Origin of the sequence: Streptomyces sp. NPDC056224 (assembly GCF_042267665.1) — a bacterium.
Taxonomy (GTDB): Bacteria; Actinomycetota; Actinomycetes; order Streptomycetales; family Streptomycetaceae; genus Streptomyces.
Genome location: NZ_JBHJTK010000015.1, coordinates 34523 through 52311 on the forward strand (window position 1 = coordinate 34523; position 17789 = coordinate 52311).

Sequence of the window (17789 nt, forward strand, 5' to 3'; positions counted from 1 at the left end):
GTACGACCGTCCGACTGTTTTCAGCCGCGATCGCGCAGTTCCCGTCGCAGGATCTTGCCACTGGTGGTCTTCGGAAGGACAGGCAGGATCTCCACCTGGCGCGGGTATTTGTAGGCGGCGATCCGCGAGGCGCAGTGGGCGGACAGCTCCGCCGGCTCCACGGAGGTGCCGGGGCGGAGGCTGACGTACGCCTTCACGTTCTCCCCGCGGTAGGGGTCCGGGACGCCGACCACGGCCGCCTCGCGGACGGCGGGGTGGGTGTAGAGCACGTCCTCGACCTCGCGCGGCCAGACCTTGAAGCCGGAAGCGTTGATCATGTCCTTCTTGCGGTCGACGACGTAGAGCCAGCCGCCGGCGTCCATGAACCCGACGTCCCCGGTGCGCAGTTCGCCGTCCGGGAACGCCTTGGCGGTGTCGGCGGGCAGGCCCCAGTAGCCGGGCACGACCTGGGGGCCGCGGACGGCTATCTCGCCGGTCTCGCCGAAGGGGACCTCGGCGCCCCCCTCGTCGAGGATGCGCACGACGGTCTCGGCGCCGGGCAGTCCCACGGAGAGGGTGCCGGAGGCCGGGTCGACGGGGGCTTCGAGGTGCGGGGGGACGGAGGCGCAGGGGGCGGTGCACTCGGTGAGGCCGTAGCCGTTGCGGAGGTAGAAGCCGAAGGCGGCGCGAAGGCGTTCGACGAGCGCGGGCGGCAGCGGGGCTCCGCCGGAGGAGATCACCTGGAACGAGGCGAAGTGGTCCCGGGTGACGGCGGGGTGCGCGGCCAGCGCCATGAAGGCGGTGGCCGGTCCCACGGTGTAGGCCGGGCGGTGCTCCAGGAAGGCGTCGAGGACGACTCCGGCGTCGAAGCGGTGCGCGAGGACGAGGGTGCCGGCGTTGGCGAAGCAGGCGGCGAGCTCGCACACCATGCCGGTGATGTGGAAGAGGGGCGCGAGGGCGAAGTAGGCGGCGCCCTCGGGGACGGGGTGCGCGGTGACCTGGCGGACGGCGTTGTACGTGAGCGCGCCGTGTGGGTTCATGGCGCCCTTGGGGGTGCCGCTGGTGCCGGAGGTGTAGCTGATGAGGGCGGTGTCGGCGGCGGTGAGGTGCGGATCGTCCGGCGCGGGGTGGCCCCGGCGGGCCACGGTGGTGAGGTCGGCGGCCTCCGGGGCCGCCGGCCCGGCCACGGAGTCCGGGGCGGGGTTCGGCACGGAGTGCGGCGCGAGGTCCAGAGCAGAGGCCGGGGCAGCGGCCGGGGCGGGGTGCGGCGCGGGGCCCGGCTCGGGATCCGGGGCCCGGCGCTGGTCCGGTACGGGCGCCGGGGCGAAGAGCCGCGCGTCGTCGCGGGTCTGGAAATCCCGGTCGCGGGCCGTCAGGGCGACGCGTACGCCCGTACCGCGCGCTGCCTCGCGCACGTACGCCGTCCACGCGCGGCCGTCGCAGACCAGCGCGACCGCCCCGGAGTCGCGCAGGATGTGCCCGACCTCGCCGGCCTTGTACATCGGGTTGAGCGGGACGACGACGGCCCCGGCCTTCCAGGCGGCGAGGACGGCGAGCACGAAGTGCGGGGTGTTCTGCAGCATGACGGCGACCCGGTCCCCGCGGCCGACGCCGTGCGCCGCGAGGTGACCGGCGACGGAGTCGGACAGCGCGTCGGCCCCGGCGTAGTCGGTGCGGCCGTCGAAGTAGGCGAGCGCGGTGCGCCCCGGGGCCCGGGCCACGGCCTCGCGGAAGAGGTGCAGCACGGTCGGCGACGGAGCGACGGGCGCGCGCTGGGCCGGGCTGAGCAGCCCGAGCCAGGGCATGGCGGCGTACGCGGAGCTCACCGGGTCTCCCATTTCTGCTGGATGTGGTTCATTCCGCTCAGCCAGCGGTCCGGCTCGGTGGCGCGGGCGGCGTAGAAGTCCGCGACCTCGGGGTGCGGGAGGATCAAGAACCGGCCCTTCTCCATGCCGTCGAACAGTGCGTCAGCGACCGCTTCCGGCTCGATCGCGGTCGGCGCGAGGACGAGGTCGCCCGCCGATCCCGCGGCCGTCAGCATGTCGGTGCGCACCCCCTGCGGGCAGATGGCATGGACCTGAACACCGCGGTGGCGGTAGGTCAGCGAGAGCCATTCGGAGAAGGCGAGCGCACCGTGCTTGGTGACACTGTACGGCGCCGCCCCGATCATGGTCAGCAGTCCGGCGGCGGAGACGGTGGACACGAAGCGGCCGGTCCCCCGCTCCAGCCAGTCGGGCAGGAGCAGCCTGGCCGCGCGGACGTGGGCCATGACGTTGGTGTCCCAGGCCGCCTCCCAGACGGCCTCGTCGGCGAACGCGTCGCCGCCCGAGGCGAGTCCGGCGTTGGCGCAGTAGACGTCGATGCCGCCGCCGAGGGCGTCCCGGGCCTCGGCGACGATCGCCGACGCGTCCCCCGGCACCGCGATCGCCCGGGCGCCGATGGCGCCCGCGACCGCGGCGGCCTTGGCCGCGTCGAGGTCGTTGACCACCACCGTGGCGCCCTCGGCCGCGAAGCGGTGCGCGAGGGCGGCGCCGATGCCGCCGCCCGCGCCGGTGACGACGACGCGCTGGTCCTGGTACTCGCTCACGGGGATCACCTCTCGTGCGGCCGGGTACCGGCCGGGCAGACTGGATGGCGGGCAGACTAACCGGTCGGTATGTCCGGGCGGAAGGGGTTGGCCTCGTAGCGTGGCCGGATGACGCTGTCGCGACGCGGGGTACTGGGACTGGCGGGGGCCGTGGGGGCGGCCGGGGCCGTGGGGCTGGCGGGGGCTGCGGGGGCCGTGGGACTGGCGGGGGCTGCGGGGGCCGTCGGGGCTGCAGGGGCCGTGGGTGCGGCCGCCCCACGCGCGGGGCGGGTGCGGACCGGTTTCGAGCGGCTCGCGGCGGGCGGGTACGCCGAACTCGCCGGGCAGCGGGTCGGGGTGGTCACCAACCCCACCGGGATCACCGCCGACGCCCGCCACCTGGTCGACGTGCTCCACGCGGACGAGCGGGTGGACCTGGTCGCCGTGTTCGGGCCCGAGCACGGGTTCCGCGGGACGGCGCAGGCGGGCGGCTCCGAGGGGGCCTCCCGGGATCCGGCGACCGGCCTGCCCGTCCACGACACGTACGGCAAGAGCGGGCAGCGGCTCGCGGACGTGTTCACGGCGGCCGGGGTCGACACGGTCGTCTTCGACATCCAGGACGTCGGGGCGCGCTTCTACACCTACATCTGGACGCTCTACGACTGCATGCGCGCGGCCGCCCTCGCGGGCAAGGCGATGGTCGTGCTGGACCGCCCCAATCCGGTGGGCGGCCGGCGGGCCGCGGGGCCGGTGCTGGACCGGTCGTACGCGAGCTTCGTGGGGCGGGAGCCGATCGCGCTCGCGCACGGGATGACGGCGGCCGAGCTGGCCCTGCTCTTCAACGGCGAGTTCCTGGCCGGCGGTCCGGTCAGGCTGCGGACGCTGGCGATGACCGGCTGGCGGCGGGGGTCCTTCTTCGGCGAGACCGGACTGCCCTGGGTGCCGCCGAGCCCGAACATGCCGACCCCGGACACGGCCCTCGCCTACGCCGGCACGTGCCTGTTCGAAGGGACGAACCTGTCCGAGGGGCGCGGGACGACCACGCCCTTCGAGGTGGTGGGCGCGGAGGGCGTAGACCGGCGGTGGGCCGAGGCGGCCAACGCGCTGGAGCTGCCCGGGGTGTGGTTCCGCGAGGCCTACTTCACGCCCGCGTTCTCCAAGCACGCGGGGAAGCCGTGCGGCGGGGTCCGGCTGATCGTGCACGACCGGGAGGCCTTCGATCCGGTCCGCGCGGGGATCGGGCTGCTGGTCACCGCCCGGCGGACGTGGAGCGGCTTCGCCTGGCGCGCGGACCACTGGATCGACAAGCTGACGGGTTCGGACCGGGTGCGCGGGCTGGTGGACGCGGGGGCCGGGGTGGAGGAGGTCGTGGGTGACTGGGCGGCGGGGCTGGCCCGGTTCGAGGCGGTGCGCGGGGAGTACCTGCTCTACGGGTGAGCGGCGCGCCGGTGTGCCGGTGAGCGGCGTGCCCGTGAGGCGGTGAGCGGCGTGCCCGTGAGGCGGTGAGCGGCGTGCCCGTGAGGCGGTGAGCCCGTGAGCGGCGTGCCGGTGAACCCGCCCGGCCGGATTCGCCGCTTCCGTGACGTCACGGGTCTGGCCGGGCGGGGGGATCAGCAGGATGCTGGGTCCACCGGAGGGACGGCGTGGAGGGGGACGTCATGGCGGACATCGCGGTGCGAGGCGCAGCCGGGATCGGGGTCGGGCCGTACGCGGAGCTGACCTTCGACTCCGAGGGGGACGCGGACCCGGCCGCACAGGGCGCGGTGTCCCGCATGGAGGCCACGGACCTGCTGGTCTTCGCGCACGGCTGGAACAGCGACCGGTCCACCTCGACCCGGCTCTACGACCGGTTCTTCGCCCCTTTCCCGGGGCTGGTGGGGCCGGGGGTGCGGCTCGGGTACGTGGGCGTCGTGTGGCCTTCGATCCGCTTCTCCGACGAGCCGATTCCGGACTTCGAGCCTCCGGGCGCGCTCGCGGAGCCCGGTTTCGGGACGGCGCTGGACCCCGGCACCCGGCAGGCGCTCGGGGAGTTCTGGCCCGGGCGGCACGCGGAGCTCGACCGGGTGGCCGAACTGCTGGAGGAGCGGCCGGAGTCGGAGTCGGCGTTCATCGAGTTCGGGGCCCTCGTACGGGAGCTGGCCGGGGTGGACGCGGTGGCGGCGGCCGCTGTGCCGGAGGTGCCCGCGCTCTTCACCGAGGACGTCCTGGAGGTGTGCCGGGCCCTGACGCGCGCCCTGGCCGAGGCGGGCGCGCCGCCCGGGGCGGCGGCCGAACGGGACCTGGCGCCGGACGGCGTACCGCGCACCCTGTGGAACGGGGCCAAGGAGCTGCTGCGGCAGGCGACGTACTACCGGATGAAGAAGCGGTCGGGAGTCGTCGGCGAGCGCGGCCTCGGCCCGGTGCTGGCGGAGCTGGCGCGGCAGCGCCCGCAGCTTCGGGTCCATCTGATCGGGCACAGCTTCGGGGCGCGCCTGGTCTCCTTCTCGCTGCGCGCCGTGCCGGACGGCGCCCGGTACGTGAGGTCCCTGACCCTGCTCCAGGGGGCCTTCTCCCACTACGCGTTCTGCGACCGGCTGCCCCACGACAAGGGCCGCGGCGGGGCCCTGGGAGGCCTCCAGCGCAAGGTCGACGGACCAGTGGTGGCCTGCCATTCCCCGCACGACACCTCGCTGCGGGTGTTCTACCCGCTGGCCTCCCGGATGGCGGGGGATTCGGCCGGACTTCTGGGTTTCGACGAGCGCTGGGGCGCCGTCGGGCACGACGGGGTGCAGGCCGTACCGGGTGCGCCCCGGCTGGCCCTCGACGCGGCCCTGCGCGAGGGGGTGCCCGCGACGGGCTGTGTCAGCGTGGACGCGGGCTCGGTGGTACGGCGCGGCGGCGCCCCCTCGGGGGCGCACAGCGACATCTGCCACGAGGAACTGGCCCGGCTGGTGGTGGCCGCGGGGCGCATGGGGCGCTGAGTTCCGGCCAAGTGCCACCCGCACGCCTCGTCCGCCCCCGCATGCGCCCGGCCCCGGCCGGGCATGTTGGGCACATCGGCGGAGGTGAAGGTGCGATGGCGGGATTCCGGAGTCTGGCTTACCAGGTGCGCGACGCGCGCAACGACCGGGCTCTGCGGCGCCATTCCCTGCGCCGCTGCCTGGAGCGGTTCGCCCCTTACGGGCACCGGGCCACGTGGTGGCACCTGTGCGACCGGCACGGGATCGCCCCCGAGGACCGGGGGGCGGATCCGCTGCGGCTGGTCGCCGCGCTGGAGGAGCTGGAGGACGCGCGGGCGGTGTGGCTGGAGTACGAGCGCCAGTTCGCGGAGCGGCGCAGACGGGAGAAGCACCACGGGCTGCGGCGGCCGGAGTGGGCGTGGGGCGGGAGCGGGGACGCGGTGGTGCGGTGCGCCGATCCGGGGGTGCGGCCGGAGGGGGCGCTGGGCGAGGTGCTGCGGCGGCTGGTGAACGCACTGGAGTCGGCGCCGGGGACGGCGTGCCCGGTCTGCGGGGAGGAGGAGCTGCGGTGGCCGGCCGCGGCCGCGGTCGGCTCCTGGGAGGGGGCCTGGGCCTGGGACGGTCCGGTGTGCGGGGGCTGCGGGATCGTGGTGCCCAGACCCGCGCTGGCCGACACTCCGACGGCGGGGGCCGCGTGAGACCTGCGCCGGCGGTGTCGCTGAACGGCGCCCGCAGCGCCGCCGACGGCCCGGCCGTGCCGATGTCCCCGCAGGACCTGGCGGAGGCGGCGCTGGCCTCGGTCACCGCCGGGGCCGGGGAGGTACTGGTGCATCCGCGGACCCCGTGCGGCCGGCAGAGCCTGTCGCCCCGGGTGGTCGGGCCGGTGCTGGAGGCGCTGCGGGGCGCGGGGGTCGGCGTACCGCTGTGCGTGGACGCGAGCGTCTCGGCCGAGCCCGGACCGGCGGGGCGGCTGGAGCGGGTCCGGTCCTGGTCGGTGCTGCCGGACCGGGCGGCGGTGAGCTTCGCGGAACCGGGGGCCGGGGAGCTGGCCGAGGCGCTGCTGGCACGAGGGGTCGCGGTGGAGGCGGTGGTGCCGCTGGGCGGACCGGCCGGGGCGGAGCCGATGGCACGGTTCCTGGCCTGGCCGGTGCGCGCCCCCGGGCGGGTCCGGCTCGCGGTGGAGCTCGCGGCGGCCGATCCGGCCCTGGTGGCCGGGCTGCGCGGGCTGCCGCTCGTGCCGTTGCTGCTGTACGGGCGGGAGGCCGCCGCCTGGCCGGTGCTGCGGCTGGCCGCCCGGTGCGGTACGGGCGGGCGGACCGGCGTGGGGGACGTACTGCACCTGCCGGACGGGCGGCCGGCCCGGTCGAATGCCGAACTGGTGGCGGCGGCCCGGGCGGTGTGGGAGCGGGAGGCCCGGGCCGGGACGGGCCCTGGGTCCTGTCATCGAAGTGGCGTCGCGGGCCAGGCGCCACTTTGACGACAGGGCCTACAGCCGCGAGCCGGTGAGCTCCTCGCCGAAGACGTCGTCCGGGTTGGACAGTGCGCAGTTCTCCAGCGAGAGGCAGCCGCAGCCGATGCAGTCCGTCAGGTGGTCGCGCAGGCGCGCGAGTTGGGCGATCCGCTGGTCGAGCTCGGCGCGCCAGGCCTCGGAGAGGCGGGCCCAGTCCTCGCGGTTGGGGGTGCGCTCCTCGGGCAGCCGGGTCAGTGCGTCGCGGATGCTGGCCAGCGGGATGCCCACGCGCTGGGCCGCGCGTACGAAGGCCACCCGGCGCAGCGCGTCGCGGGTGTAGCGGCGCTGGTTGCCGGGGGTGCGGCGGCTGCTGATCAGGCCCTTGGACTCGTAGAAGTGGAGCGCGGAGACGGCTGCGCCGCTGCGGGCGGACAGCTGGCCGACGGTGAGTTCGTGGATTTTCTCGGGAATCTGCGGCACCCCGCCGAGGGTAGCCGGAGGTCCGTTGACATACACATACGGTCCCAGCATGCTGAGCAAGCGCTTATTCGCCCAGCGCAATCCGTGAGTGAGAGGCAGGAGCAGGGCATGGCCGAGCCGAGGATCTTCACGTCCGCCGAGGAGCTGCGCGCCGGGACGGGCGAGCCGCTGGGGCCCAGCGGATGGCTGGAGGTGGACCAGAAGCGGATCGACCTCTTCGCGGACGCGACCGGCGACCACCAGTGGATCCACGTGGACCCGGAGCGGGCGGCGACCGGACCCTTCGGTTCCACGATCGCCCACGGCTACCTCACCCTGTCCCTGCTGCCGAGCCTGGTGCCGCAGATCATGCGGGTCGAGGGCATGAGGATGGGCATCAACTACGGGACGGGCAAGGTGCGCTTCCCGGCGCCGGTGCCGGTCGGGTCGCGGCTCCGGGCCACCGCCGTGATCACGGAGGTCACGGAGGCCGGGGGCGGCGTCCAGGTCGCGGCGACCGTCACGGTCGAGCGCGAGGGCGGGGACAAGCCGGTGTGCGTCGCGGAGTCGGTGTCCCGCTACTACTTCTGATTCCGGACTACTCCTGGCTCCGGGGGCGCGAGCCCACCATGCGGAGCACGAGGTCGGCGTAGAGCGCGCCGACCTCGTCGGGCGTGCGCTGCCCGGCCACGCTGAACCAGCGGGCCACGTCGATGCAGAGCGACAGTACGGCGAGGGTGGTGCCCGGCACGTCGGGGACGTCGAACTCCCCCGCCGCGACCCCGTCGGCGAGGATGCGGCGCACGGCGGCGTCGCTCTGCCGGCGCAGTGCCACGATCTCGGAGCGGTGCTCGGGAGCGAGAGCGTCGAGTTCGTACTGGACCACGCGCGCGGTGGTGTGGTGGGCCGCGTGCCACAGCACGAAGGACCGTACGGCGGCGTCGAGCCGCTCGGCGGCGCTGCCGGGGCCGTCGGCCGCGGTGGTGAGGATCTCCAGGGCCTTGTCGTGGCCGATCCGGCTGATCCGGTGGAGCAGCTCTTCCTTGGTCTTGTAGTGGATGTAGAGCGCGGCCGGGCTCATGCCGGCGCGGCCCGCGATGTCACGTGTGGTGGTGGCGTGGTACCCGCGCTCGGCGAACGCGTCCACGGCGGCGACGAGCAGCCGCCGCGCGGCGTCGGGGGTGACCTCCGACCACGGCCGGTAGCCGCCGACCGTCTCCTCCGCGCTGTCCATCGCTCGCACTCACCCTCTTCGCCGTGTCGGAGTGAACACCTTACCGGAGGGTGAGCAAGCGCTTAGGGCTTCGGCTGGAAGGGGTCGTACTCGGCCAGGATCTTCTCCATCCTGGCCTGGTCGACCCTGCTGACGATCTGGCCCGCCTCCTGCCGGTCGCGGACGACCTTGGCGAGGGTGAAGGCCGAGGTGGTCAGATAGAGGACGGCGATGCCGAGGAAGCCCCGCACCCACGCGTCCGCGTCGAGGTTGTAGATGCCGACGGCCACGGCGCTCAGCGCGACGCCGAAGGAGGCGACGGCCTGGCCGTAGTACGCCCCCGTGTTCTGCTGCTTGACCGGTGTCTCGTTCATGGCCACAGCATCCGGCGGACGTGGCGGGGCCCACATCCGCACGGGTACTCATGCGCGTACTCAGAAGGCGGAGACTCCGGTGCGCGCCCGGCCGATCAGCAGCTTCTGGATCTGGCTGGTGCCCTCGTACAGGGTCATCACGCGGGCGTCGCGCAGCAGTTTCCCGGCCGGGTACTCGTCGATGTAGCCGTAACCGCCGTGCACCTGAAGGGCGTTGCCCGCGGCCCGGACGGCGGCCTCGGAGGCGAAGAGCTTCGCGGTGGAGGACTCGGTGGCGAACGGCTGCCCGCGGTCGATGAGGTCCGCGACCCGCCAGGTGAGCAGGCGGGCGGCGTCCACGTCGACCGAGATGTCGGCGATCAGCTCCTGGACCAGCTGGTGGTGGGCGATCGGCTTGCCGAACTGCTCGCGCTGGGCGGCGTACGAGACGGCCGCGTCGAGCGCCGCCTGGGCGATGCCGACACAGCCGGCGGCGACCGACATCCGGCCCTTGGCGAGCGCGGACATGGCGACCGAGAAGCCCTTGCCCTCGGGGCCGAGCATCGCGGAGGCGGGGACGCGGACGCCGTCGAGGGCGAGTTCGGCGGTGGCCTGGCCGCGCAGGCCGAGCTTGCCGTGGATCTCGCGCCGCGTGAGGCCGGGCGTGTCGGTGGGGACGAGGAAGGCGGAGACGCCGCGGTGGCCGGGCACGTCTGCGGTGCGGGCGAAGAGCAGGACGACGTCGGCCCAGGTGCCGTTGGTGATGAACATCTTGCTGCCGCTGACGAGGTACGAGTCCCCCTCGCGCACCGCGCGGGTGGTGAGGCTGCCGGCGTCGGACCCGGTGCCGGGCTCGGTGAGGCCGAAGCAGCCGAGTGCGTCCCCGGAGCACAGGCGGGGCAGCCAGGCGTGCTTCTGCTCCTCGGTGCCCCAGGCCGCGATGGTCTTGGCGACCAGACCGAGGGAGACGGAGACGATGCCGCGCACGGCGGAGTCGCCGCGGCCGAGCTCCTCGGTGACCAGGACGTAGGAGAGGTGGTCGCCGCCGGAGCCGCCGTACTCCTCGGGGACGGTCAGGCCGAGGAAGCCGAGGGACCCGAGCTTCTTCACGATGGCCCGGTCCACGCTCTCGGCGCGGTCCCACTCGGCCGCGTACGGGGCGACCTCGCGCTCGGTGAATTCGCGGGCGAGTCGGCGCACGGCCTCCTGCTCCTCGCTCAGCTCCATGTTCACCGGGCACCTCCGGGCGTCTGGTCCGGCCGTTAACTAGCACCGGTAGTTTAGGGCGGGCAGGCCTACTATGTGGCGCATGGCCAGACCGCGCAAGCCTCTCCTCAGCAGGACCCGCATCGTCGAGGCGGCGGCCGCGCTCGTCGACGCGGAGGGGCTGGAGGCGGTCTCGACGCGGCGGCTGGCGGCCGCGCTGGGGGTCAGCGGACCGTCCCTGTACAACCACTTCCGCACGAAGGACGAGATCCTGGAGGCAGTGGCGGACGCGGTGAGCGCGCGGGTCGACCTGTCGGTCTTCGAGACGTGCGGCCTGGACTGGCGGGGCGCTCTGCACGCCTGGGCCCACTCGTACCGGGACGCCCTGTCCGACCATCCGAACATCGTGCCGGTGCTGGCGCGGGGACCGGGCCGCCGCCCGGCGGGCCTGCGGCTGGCGGACGCGGTGTTCGGAGCGATGACCGCGGCCGGGTGGCCGGCCGCGCACGCGACCCGGATCGGCGCGCTGATGCGGTACTTCATCCTCGGCTCGGCGGTGGCTTCCTTCGCCCGGGGTTTCGTGGACGACGAGGCGGCCTACGACCCGGCGGACTACCCCCACCTGGGCCAGGCCCATCTGCTGGCCGAGCGCCAGCGCGAGGTGGACGAGGGCGCCTTCGAAACGGGCCTGGCGGCTCTGCTGGACGGGCTGTCCCTGCAGTACGAGGCGCTGGCGCGCGACGCTTCCTGAGGCCGGGCGGCGTCCCGCGACGCGGGACGGGAGCCCGCGGGACGGGAGCCCCCCGACGGGCAAGACCGGTGCGGGGAGGCCCGGGGCGGGGCGCGCCGCGGCCGGGAGGACCGCGGTGCGGGGAGGCCCGGGGCGGGGCGCGCCGCGGCCGGGCGGGCCGCGCCAAGCGGGGACGCGGGGCGGGTCTAGAAGACGATCAATGAGCGGCCGCCCTTGCCCGCCAGCATGGCGTCGAAGGCCGCCGGGATGCCGTCGAGCGTGATGCGGTCGGTGACCAGGGCTCCGAGGTCGAGGCGGCCCGCGCGGACGTGTCCGGCGATCACCGGGAGATCGCGGGCGGGGTCGCTGTTGCCGTAGACGCAGCCGGTGAGGGTGCGGGCGAAGTGGAAGATCTCCAGCGCGTGGAAGGTGACCTGCTGGTCCTTGCCGCCGATGCCCACCACCGTGGTGCGGCCGCCGCGGCGGGTGGACTCCCAGGCGCCGCGGATGGTCTCCGCCCGGCCGACGCATTCGACGGCGACATCCGCGCCGTGGCCGCCCGTGAGCGACCGGATCTGCTTGGCAGTGGTGTCGGAGGCGAGCACGAACTCGGTGGCTCCCGCCGCCCGGGCCAGTTCCTCCTTGGCCGGGGACACGTCGACGGCGATCACCGGGCCCGCCTGTGCGATCCGGGCGGACTGGAGGGCGGCCAGGCCGACCCCGCCGACACCGAAGACGGCGACGGATTCGCCGGGGCGGACCTGGGCGCTGTGGTGGACGGCGCCGTAGCCGGTGAGGACCGCGCACCCCAGCAGGGCGGCCTCGGCGAGCGGGATCCCGGCGGGCGCGGGCAGCACGCAGTTGGCCGCGACGACGGTCTCCTCGGCGAACGCGGCCACGTTCAGCCCCGGGTGCAGCTCGGTACCCCGCGCGTCGTGCGCGTAGACGGCCCCGACGCCCGTGAGCGCGTTGGCGCAGAGCCAGACCTCGCCGATGGAGCAGTGGTGGCACTCCCCACAGGACGGGGCCCAGTTGAGCACGACTCCGTCGCCGGGGGCGACGTGGGTCACGCCTTCCCCGACGGCGAGGACCGTACCCGCTCCCTCGTGTCCCAGGACGGCGGGAACGGGGACCCGCATGGTGCCGTTGGTGAGGGAGAGGTCCGAGTGGCAGACCCCGGCTGCGGTCAGCCTGACCCGGACCTGCCCGGGACCGGGATCGGGCAGCACGATCTCCCGTATTTCCAGCGGGGCCCCGACAGCGGGCAGGATGGCGGCGCGGACCATGGTCGTCTTCTCCGGATCGGGGCGGCTCGGAACGGGCAGGACAGCTTAGAACTGCAAGGACTTGGTCTGGAGGTACTCCGCCAGACCGTGCGCACCCAGCTCGCGGCCGACGCCCGACTGCTTGTAGCCGCCGAAGGGCGCGAGCACGTTGAAGCGGCCGCCGTTGATGTCCACCTGGCCGGTGTCCATGCGGCGGGCGAAGGCCACGGCGGTCTCCTCGTCCGCGGCCCAGACGGCGCCGCCGAGGCCGTACACGGTGCCGTTGGCGATGCGCAGGGCCTCCTCCTCGTCCTCGTAGGAGAGGATCGACAGCACCGGGCCGAAGATCTCCTCCTGGGCGATGGTCATGTCGGGTGTGACATCGGCGAACACGGTCGGGGCGACGAAGTAGCCCCGACCGTGCGGAGCGTCGGGGCCGCCGGCGACGAGGCGGGCGCCCTCCTCGATGCCCTTGGTGATGTATCCGCGCACGCGTGCGTGCTGCTTGGCGTTGACGACGGGGCCGAGGCGGGTGGCCGAGTCGGTGGGGTCGCCGGTGGGGTAGGTGGCGACGGCGGCGGCCGCGAGCGCGACGGCCTCCTCGTACTGGTCCCGGTGGACGAGCATGCGGGTGAGCGCGTTGCAGCTCTGGCCGGTGTTGTTCATGACGTGGCGGACGCCGGTCGCGACGGCCTTGGCCAGGTCCGCCCCGGGCAGGATGACATTGGCCGATTTTCCGCCCAGTTCGAGGGCGACCCGCTTGACGGCGGCACCGGCGGTGGCGCCGATCTGCTTGCCGACGGCGGTCGAGCCGGTGAAGGAGACGAGGTCGACCCCCTCGTGCGCGGCCAGCGCCTGGCCGGCGACCGGACCGGTACCGGTCACCAGGTTGAAGACTCCGGCCGGGATGCCCGCCTCGTGCACGGCTTCGGCGAAGAGCTGTGCGGTCAGCGGGGTGTCCTCGGCCGGCTTGAGGACGAGGGTGCAGCCGGCGGCGAGAGCGGGCGCCACCTTTGCAACGACTTGGTGCAGCGGGTAGTTCCAGGGCGTGATGGCTCCGACCACACCGACCGGCTCCAGCAGCACGGTGGAGTTCCCGATCCGCTCCTCGAAGGCGTACGAGGCCGCGAGCTCGGCGTAGGAGGAGGCCACGGCGATCGGCGAGCCGACGTGGACCATCTCCGCGAAGCCGAGCGGGGAACCGAGCTCCGTGGTGATGAGCTCGGCGATCTCGCTCTTGCGGGCGACCAGCACGTCGCGGAGCGCGCCGATCAGCGCGGCGCGCTCGGCCGGAGCCGTGGCCGCCCAGCCGGGGAAGGCCGCGCGGGCCGCGCGTACGGCGGCGTCCACGTCCTCGGCGGTGCCGGCCGGAACCGCCGCGACGACCAGTTCGTCGGCGGGGTTGACGACCTCGATCCGGTCGCGTCCGGCGGCGGGCCGCCACGCGCCGCCGATGTACATCCCGTCGTGGGCCTTCATGGCATTCCTCCCGAGCACGCACGAGCGCGTAGACCTGACGTCGCGAACACCCTACAAACTAGCGTCGGTAGTTTTTGGCCCGCCAGGGGCGGCCGGAATCAGATGATGCCGAAAAGCATCCCCGCCGCGAGGACGACCAGCGAGGTCAGGGCCGCCCATTTCACGGTGAAGCGGGTGTGGTCGCCGAACTCGACCCTGGCCATGCCGACGAGGACGTAGACGGCCGGAACCAGCGGGCTCGACATGTGCAGGGCCTGGCCGACCAGGGAGGCGCGGGCGATTTCGAGCGGGGAGACACCGTGGGCGGCTCCGGCCTCGGCCAGCACGGGGAGCACGCCGAAGTAGAACCCGTCGTTGGACATGAAGTAGGTGAGCGGCAGGCTGAGCAGGCCGGTGACCAGGGCCATGTGGGGACCCATGCCCTCGGGGATGGCTCCGACGAGCCAGTCGGCCATGTGCTTGACCATGCCGGTGCCGGTGAGGACGCCCGTGAAGACGGCGGCGGCAAAGACCATGCCGGCGACGTTGAGGACGTTGTCGGCGTGGGCGGCGATCCGGGCCTTCTGCTCGGGCATGTGCGGGAAGTTGACGGTGAGGGCGAGAGCGGCGCCGAGCAGGAACAACACCGGGATGGGCAGCAGCTCCATGATCATCGCGGTCAGGAGGGCGATGGTGAGGCCGGCGTTGAACCAGTACAGGCGCGGGCGCAGGGTGGCGCGATGGGGGTCGAGGCCCTGGAAGCCGTCCTCGGGGACGCCGGGGGCGGACTCGGAGCCGCCCGCGGCATGGCGGTCGGCCGTGGCGGCGGAGCCGTCGGCCGCAGCGCCCGGCACACCGGCGGCCGGACCGGCGGAAGCGCCGGTACCGGCGGCGACCAGCGCGGCGGCGGTCTCCGTCGCGCGCACCTCCTGCGCACCCGTGTCCTCGTACGCGTCCTTGTCCTTGTCCTTGTCCTTGTCCTTGCCCTCGTCCTTGTCCTTGTCCTTGTCCGCGGGAAGGGTGAGGAGGCCGACCCGGCGGCGCTCCTTCAGACCGAGGACGTACGCCAGGACGAACACGAACAGCAGGCCCATCGCGAGGGCCGGGATCATCGGGACGAATATGTCGGCGGCGTCGAGCTTGAGGGCGGTGGCGGCGCGGGCCGTGGGTCCGCCCCAGGGCAGGGTGTTCATGACGCCGTTGGCAGTGGCCGCGACGCCCGTCATGACCACCAGACTCAGCCCGAGGCGCTTGTACAGCGGATACATCGCCGAGACTGTGATCATGAAAGTGGTCGAACCGTCGCCGTCGAGCGAGACGATGGCGGCGAGGACGGCGGTACCGACGACGACGCGCATCGGGTCGGCCTTGCAGAAGCGCAGGATGCCGCGCACGACCGGGTCGAAGAGGCCGACGTCGATCATCACGCCGAAGTAGACGATGGCGAACATCAGCATGGCGGCGGTCGGCGCGAGCTTGCCGACGCCGTCGATGACGTAGTCGCCGAGGTGCGCTCCCTTGCCTGCGAACACGCAGAAGAGCGCGGGAATGAGGACGAGCGCCGCGATGGGCGACATTTTCTTCATCATGATCAGGACCAGGAAGGTCGCGATCATGGCGAAGCCGAGGAAGGTCAGCATGGGGGGAAGGTAGGCGCCGCCTCCTTACGCCAACAAGACGTCTACGTGTGAGCAATACGAGCAAAACCCCAGCTCAGGGCAGGGGTGTGAGCTTGACGGGGAAGCCGTTGAGTACGGCGGTGCCCGACAGCCGGTCGAGCCGGGTGCCGTCGAGCAGCTGATTGACGTTGGCGCCGGGGGTGGCGGAGGCGACCGAGAGCCGCGCCCCGGCGCGGTCGTGGCCCCAGCCGTGCGGGAGACTCACCACTCCGGTGCGGACGGCGTCGGTGACCTCGACGGGAACCTCCAGGCTGCCGCCGTCGGCGGTCACCCTGGCCCGGCCGCCGTCGGCCAGCCCCAGCCGGTCCGCGTCCTGGGGGTGGATCTGAAGTGTGCAGCGGTTGGAACCTCCGGTGAGGGCCGGGACGTTGTGCAACCAGCTGTTGTTGGACCGCAGATGGCGGCGGCCCACGAGCACCAGGGCGGCGGGGCGGTCGGCGAGCGCCGCGCGCATCCTGGGGAGTTCGGCCGCGATCGGGTCCGGGAGCAGCTCGATCCTGCCGCTGCGGGTCTTCAGCACGCCCGGGAGCCGGGGCCGCAGCGGGCCCAGGTCGATGCCGTGCGGGTTCGCGAGCAGCCGCTCCAGGCTGAGCCTGCGCGTGGCCGCCTCTCCCTCGGCGTCCGCGCCGGTGCCCGCGCCGGAGCCCGCGCCGGTGCCGGTGCCGGAGCCGGAGCCGGTGCCGGTGCCGGTGCCGGTGTCGGTGTCGGTGTCGGTGTCGTCAGCCTCGTCAGCACGGGCGAACCGGTCTCCGTACGGCCCGAGTCGGAGCATCAGGTCGAGGCGCCGCTCGGGGCCGCTCCCGCCTGCGAGCAGGCCAGCGAGGTCCGCCGGGTCCTGCCCGTGTACCGGGGAGCAGGGGTCCGCGGTCTCCTTGGCGAGGGTGGTCCGAATGGCCAGTTCGTCGACGGCGTCCGGGGTGGCGGAGCCGTGCATGCCGGAGACGGCGAGCACGAGACGGGCCTGGATCTCGCATTCGTCCATCCGCCCCTCGTCCAGCGGCACGACGGCCGGCGAGAAGCGCGCCTGGTTGCGCACGGCGAACCCGTTGAACGCGAAGTCGAAGTGCGCGCTCTGGGAGGGCGGCGGCGGGGGCAGCACGACATGGGCGTGACGTGAGGTCTCGTTCAGGTACGGGTCCACGGAGACCATGAAGTCGAGGCCGGCCAGCGCCCGGTCGAGACGGTCGCCGTCAGGGGCGGACAGGACGGGGTTCGCGGCGATGGCGATCAGGACCCGTACCCGCCCTTCGCCCGGGGTCTCGATCTCCTCCGCGAGGGCCGCGATGGGCAGTTCACCCTTGGCTTCGGGGTGGCCGCTGACCCGGCTGGACCAGCGGCCGAGGGCGAACCCCTTGCCGGGGCGGGCGGGCCGAGGCGCGGGAGCCGTCGCGGACAGCGGGAAGAGAGCCCCGCCCGGCCGGTCCAGGTTGCCGGTGAGGATGTTCAGCACGTCGACCAGCCAGCTGGCGAGCGTGCCGTACTCGACGGTGCAGCTGCCGATCCGTCCGTAGACGGCGGCGGTGGGCGCGGCCGCGAGGTCGCGGGCGAGGGTGCGGATCTCGGCGGCCGTGAGGTCGCAGGCGGGGGCTACGGCCTCAGCAGTGAAACTCGCGAGCGCGGTGGCGAGTTCCCCGAGGCCCTCGGTGTGTTCCTCCAGCGTGCCCGGCGCGGCGAGTTTCTCGGCGAGCAGGGTGTGTGCGAGCGCGGCGAGCAGGAGCGCGTCGCTGCCGGGGCGCGGCGCGAGGTGGCGGTCTGCGAGCCGGGCGGTGCGGGTGCGGCGCGGGTCGACGACGACCAGGGTGCCGCCGCGGGCACGCAGGGCCTTGAGCTTGCTGGGGAAGTCGGGGGCGGTACAGAGGGAGCCGTTGGATTCGACCGGGTTGGCGCCGAGGAGCAGCAGGAAGTCCGTGCGGTCGAGGTCGGGCACCGGGATGGCGAAGGGATCGCCGAAGAGCAGCCCGCTGGAGACGTGTTTGGGCATCTGGTCGAGGGTGCTGGCGGTGAAGAGGTTGCGGGTGCCGAGTGCCTTGAGGAGCAGCGGCGGGTAGAGGGCGCCGGCCATGGTGTGGACGTTCGGGTTGCCGAGGACGACCCCTGCCGTCTGCGCACCGTACTCCCCGACGAGGGCGGGGACGGCGGCGGCGATGGCGTCGAAGGCCTCCTCCCAGGTGGCCTCCTGGAGCTTGCCGTCACGGCGGACGAGGGGGGCGCGCAGCCGGTCGGGGTCGGAGTCGATCGCTCCGAAGGCTGCGCCCTTGGGGCAGATGAAGCCGTGGCTGAAGACGTCCTCGCGGTCGCCGCGGGCGCCGGTGACGGCGGTGTCCTCGACGGTGAGGGTGAGGCCGCAGGTGGCTTCGCACAGGGGGCAGATGCGCAGGGCGGTGCGGGGCATGGGGCCCTCCTGGGGGCTGCTGGCTGCGGCACGGGCACGCGGGGGCACCGAGCATACCGACCGGTAGGGACGGTGGGGAGGGGTCTGCGGGAGGAGGATT

Annotated in this window: 16 protein-coding genes; 6 read left to right on the top strand and 10 right to left on the bottom strand. The window is 73.7% G+C overall.

Features of this window, described 5'->3' with window-relative positions:
- Positions 1-20 precede the first annotated feature (20 nt).
- Both ACFCZ1_RS19355 and ACFCZ1_RS19360 read right to left on the bottom strand, forming a co-directional pair.
- Positions 21-1817 carry a class I adenylate-forming enzyme family protein gene (locus ACFCZ1_RS19355; protein ID WP_376679483.1) on the bottom strand — a complete coding sequence of 599 codons (1797 nt, stop codon included), beginning with the start codon at positions 1815-1817 and terminating at the stop codon, positions 21-23.
- The gene (locus tag ACFCZ1_RS19360) at positions 1802-2575 is read right to left on the bottom strand and encodes an SDR family oxidoreductase (RefSeq protein ID WP_376679484.1); all 774 of its coding nucleotides are present in this window, start codon (positions 2573-2575) and stop codon (positions 1802-1804) included. Before ACFCZ1_RS19360 ends, ACFCZ1_RS19355 begins: the two co-directional genes overlap by 16 nt.
- Positions 2576-2674: 99 nt before the next feature.
- On the opposite strand from ACFCZ1_RS19360, the gene ACFCZ1_RS19365 reads away from it, so the two are divergent.
- The 4 genes from ACFCZ1_RS19365 to ACFCZ1_RS19380 all read left to right on the top strand — a co-directional run bounded on the left by ACFCZ1_RS19365 (position 2675) and on the right by ACFCZ1_RS19380 (position 6961).
- Positions 2675-3982 (top strand): exo-beta-N-acetylmuramidase NamZ domain-containing protein, encoded by a 1308-nt coding sequence (locus ACFCZ1_RS19365; RefSeq protein ID WP_376679485.1) that lies wholly within the window; start codon positions 2675-2677, stop codon positions 3980-3982.
- Positions 3983-4203: 221 nt separating this feature from the next.
- Entirely contained in the window at positions 4204-5505 is a 1302-nt protein-coding gene (locus ACFCZ1_RS19370) for a serine-threonine protein kinase (RefSeq protein WP_376679486.1), read from the top strand.
- Positions 5506-5600: 95 nt separating this feature from the next.
- Positions 5601-6182 carry a hypothetical protein gene (locus ACFCZ1_RS19375; protein ID WP_376679487.1) on the top strand — a complete coding sequence of 194 codons (582 nt, stop codon included), beginning with the start codon at positions 5601-5603 and terminating at the stop codon, positions 6180-6182.
- Positions 6179-6961: a 3-keto-5-aminohexanoate cleavage protein gene (locus tag ACFCZ1_RS19380; protein WP_376679488.1), complete on the top strand. Its 783-nt coding sequence runs from the start codon at positions 6179-6181 to the stop codon at positions 6959-6961. Before ACFCZ1_RS19375 ends, ACFCZ1_RS19380 begins: the two co-directional genes overlap by 4 nt.
- A gap of 9 nt (positions 6962-6970) precedes the next feature.
- On the opposite strand, the gene soxR is transcribed toward ACFCZ1_RS19380, so the two are convergent.
- Positions 6971-7414, bottom strand: a complete 444-nt coding sequence (soxR, locus tag ACFCZ1_RS19385) for a redox-sensitive transcriptional activator SoxR (protein WP_376679489.1) — start codon at positions 7412-7414, stop codon at positions 6971-6973.
- Between the two features lie 108 nt (positions 7415-7522).
- Here soxR and ACFCZ1_RS19390 point away from each other — a divergent pair, with 108 nt between their 5' ends.
- Positions 7523-7984, top strand: coding sequence for a MaoC family dehydratase (locus tag ACFCZ1_RS19390; protein ID WP_376679490.1), 462 nt, complete (start codon positions 7523-7525; stop codon positions 7982-7984).
- A 7-nt stretch (positions 7985-7991) separates the two neighbouring features.
- On the opposite strand, the gene ACFCZ1_RS19395 is transcribed toward ACFCZ1_RS19390, so the two are convergent.
- From ACFCZ1_RS19395 to ACFCZ1_RS19405, 3 genes are all read right to left on the bottom strand, one after another.
- Positions 7992-8627 carry a TetR/AcrR family transcriptional regulator gene (locus ACFCZ1_RS19395; protein WP_376679491.1) on the bottom strand — a complete coding sequence of 212 codons (636 nt, stop codon included), beginning with the start codon at positions 8625-8627 and terminating at the stop codon, positions 7992-7994.
- 62 nt (positions 8628-8689) lie between these two features.
- Positions 8690-8980 (bottom strand): YiaA/YiaB family inner membrane protein, encoded by a 291-nt coding sequence (locus ACFCZ1_RS19400; protein ID WP_376679492.1) that lies wholly within the window; start codon positions 8978-8980, stop codon positions 8690-8692.
- A 60-nt stretch (positions 8981-9040) separates the two neighbouring features.
- Positions 9041-10192, bottom strand: coding sequence for an acyl-CoA dehydrogenase family protein (locus tag ACFCZ1_RS19405; RefSeq protein WP_376679493.1), 1152 nt, complete (start codon positions 10190-10192; stop codon positions 9041-9043).
- Positions 10193-10268: 76 nt separating this feature from the next.
- On the opposite strand from ACFCZ1_RS19405, the gene ACFCZ1_RS19410 reads away from it, so the two are divergent.
- Positions 10269-10916 carry a TetR/AcrR family transcriptional regulator gene (locus ACFCZ1_RS19410; protein WP_376679494.1) on the top strand — a complete coding sequence of 216 codons (648 nt, stop codon included), beginning with the start codon at positions 10269-10271 and terminating at the stop codon, positions 10914-10916.
- A gap of 185 nt (positions 10917-11101) precedes the next feature.
- On the opposite strand, the gene ACFCZ1_RS19415 is transcribed toward ACFCZ1_RS19410, so the two are convergent.
- The 4 genes from ACFCZ1_RS19415 to ACFCZ1_RS19430 form a co-directional block, all read right to left on the bottom strand.
- On the bottom strand, positions 11102-12181 hold the full coding sequence (locus ACFCZ1_RS19415) for a Zn-dependent alcohol dehydrogenase (protein WP_376679495.1): 1080 nt from the start codon (positions 12179-12181) through the stop codon (positions 11102-11104).
- 45 nt (positions 12182-12226) lie between these two features.
- Positions 12227-13639, bottom strand: coding sequence for an aldehyde dehydrogenase family protein (locus ACFCZ1_RS19420; protein WP_376679496.1), 1413 nt, complete (start codon positions 13637-13639; stop codon positions 12227-12229).
- Between the two features lie 98 nt (positions 13640-13737).
- Entirely contained in the window at positions 13738-15258 is a 1521-nt protein-coding gene (locus ACFCZ1_RS19425) for a CitMHS family transporter (protein ID WP_376679497.1), read from the bottom strand.
- 73 nt (positions 15259-15331) lie between these two features.
- The gene (locus tag ACFCZ1_RS19430) at positions 15332-17689 is read right to left on the bottom strand and encodes a molybdopterin oxidoreductase family protein (protein ID WP_376679498.1); all 2358 of its coding nucleotides are present in this window, start codon (positions 17687-17689) and stop codon (positions 15332-15334) included.
- Positions 17690-17789 lie beyond the last annotated feature (100 nt).

Bases quoted from the DNA above. Each gene is read 5' to 3' on its own strand.
- ACFCZ1_RS19355 (WP_376679483.1), bottom strand. From the start codon at position 1,817: ATGGGAGACCCGGTGAGCTCCGCGTACGCCGCCATGCCCTGGCTCGGG.
- ACFCZ1_RS19365 (WP_376679485.1), top strand. From the start codon at position 2,675: ATGACGCTGTCGCGACGCGGGGTACTGGGACTGGCGGGGGCCGTGGGG.
- ACFCZ1_RS19370 (WP_376679486.1), top strand. From the start codon at position 4,204: ATGGCGGACATCGCGGTGCGAGGCGCAGCCGGGATCGGGGTCGGGCCG.
- ACFCZ1_RS19375 (WP_376679487.1), top strand. From the start codon at position 5,601: ATGGCGGGATTCCGGAGTCTGGCTTACCAGGTGCGCGACGCGCGCAAC.
- ACFCZ1_RS19390 (WP_376679490.1), top strand. From the start codon at position 7,523: ATGGCCGAGCCGAGGATCTTCACGTCCGCCGAGGAGCTGCGCGCCGGG.
- ACFCZ1_RS19395 (WP_376679491.1), bottom strand. From the start codon at position 8,627: ATGGACAGCGCGGAGGAGACGGTCGGCGGCTACCGGCCGTGGTCGGAG.
- ACFCZ1_RS19400 (WP_376679492.1), bottom strand. From the start codon at position 8,980: ATGAACGAGACACCGGTCAAGCAGCAGAACACGGGGGCGTACTACGGC.
- ACFCZ1_RS19410 (WP_376679494.1), top strand. From the start codon at position 10,269: ATGGCCAGACCGCGCAAGCCTCTCCTCAGCAGGACCCGCATCGTCGAG.
- ACFCZ1_RS19415 (WP_376679495.1), bottom strand. From the start codon at position 12,181: ATGGTCCGCGCCGCCATCCTGCCCGCTGTCGGGGCCCCGCTGGAAATA.
- ACFCZ1_RS19420 (WP_376679496.1), bottom strand. From the start codon at position 13,639: ATGAAGGCCCACGACGGGATGTACATCGGCGGCGCGTGGCGGCCCGCC.
- ACFCZ1_RS19425 (WP_376679497.1), bottom strand. From the start codon at position 15,258: ATGCTGACCTTCCTCGGCTTCGCCATGATCGCGACCTTCCTGGTCCTG.
- ACFCZ1_RS19430 (WP_376679498.1), bottom strand. From the start codon at position 17,689: ATGCCCCGCACCGCCCTGCGCATCTGCCCCCTGTGCGAAGCCACCTGC.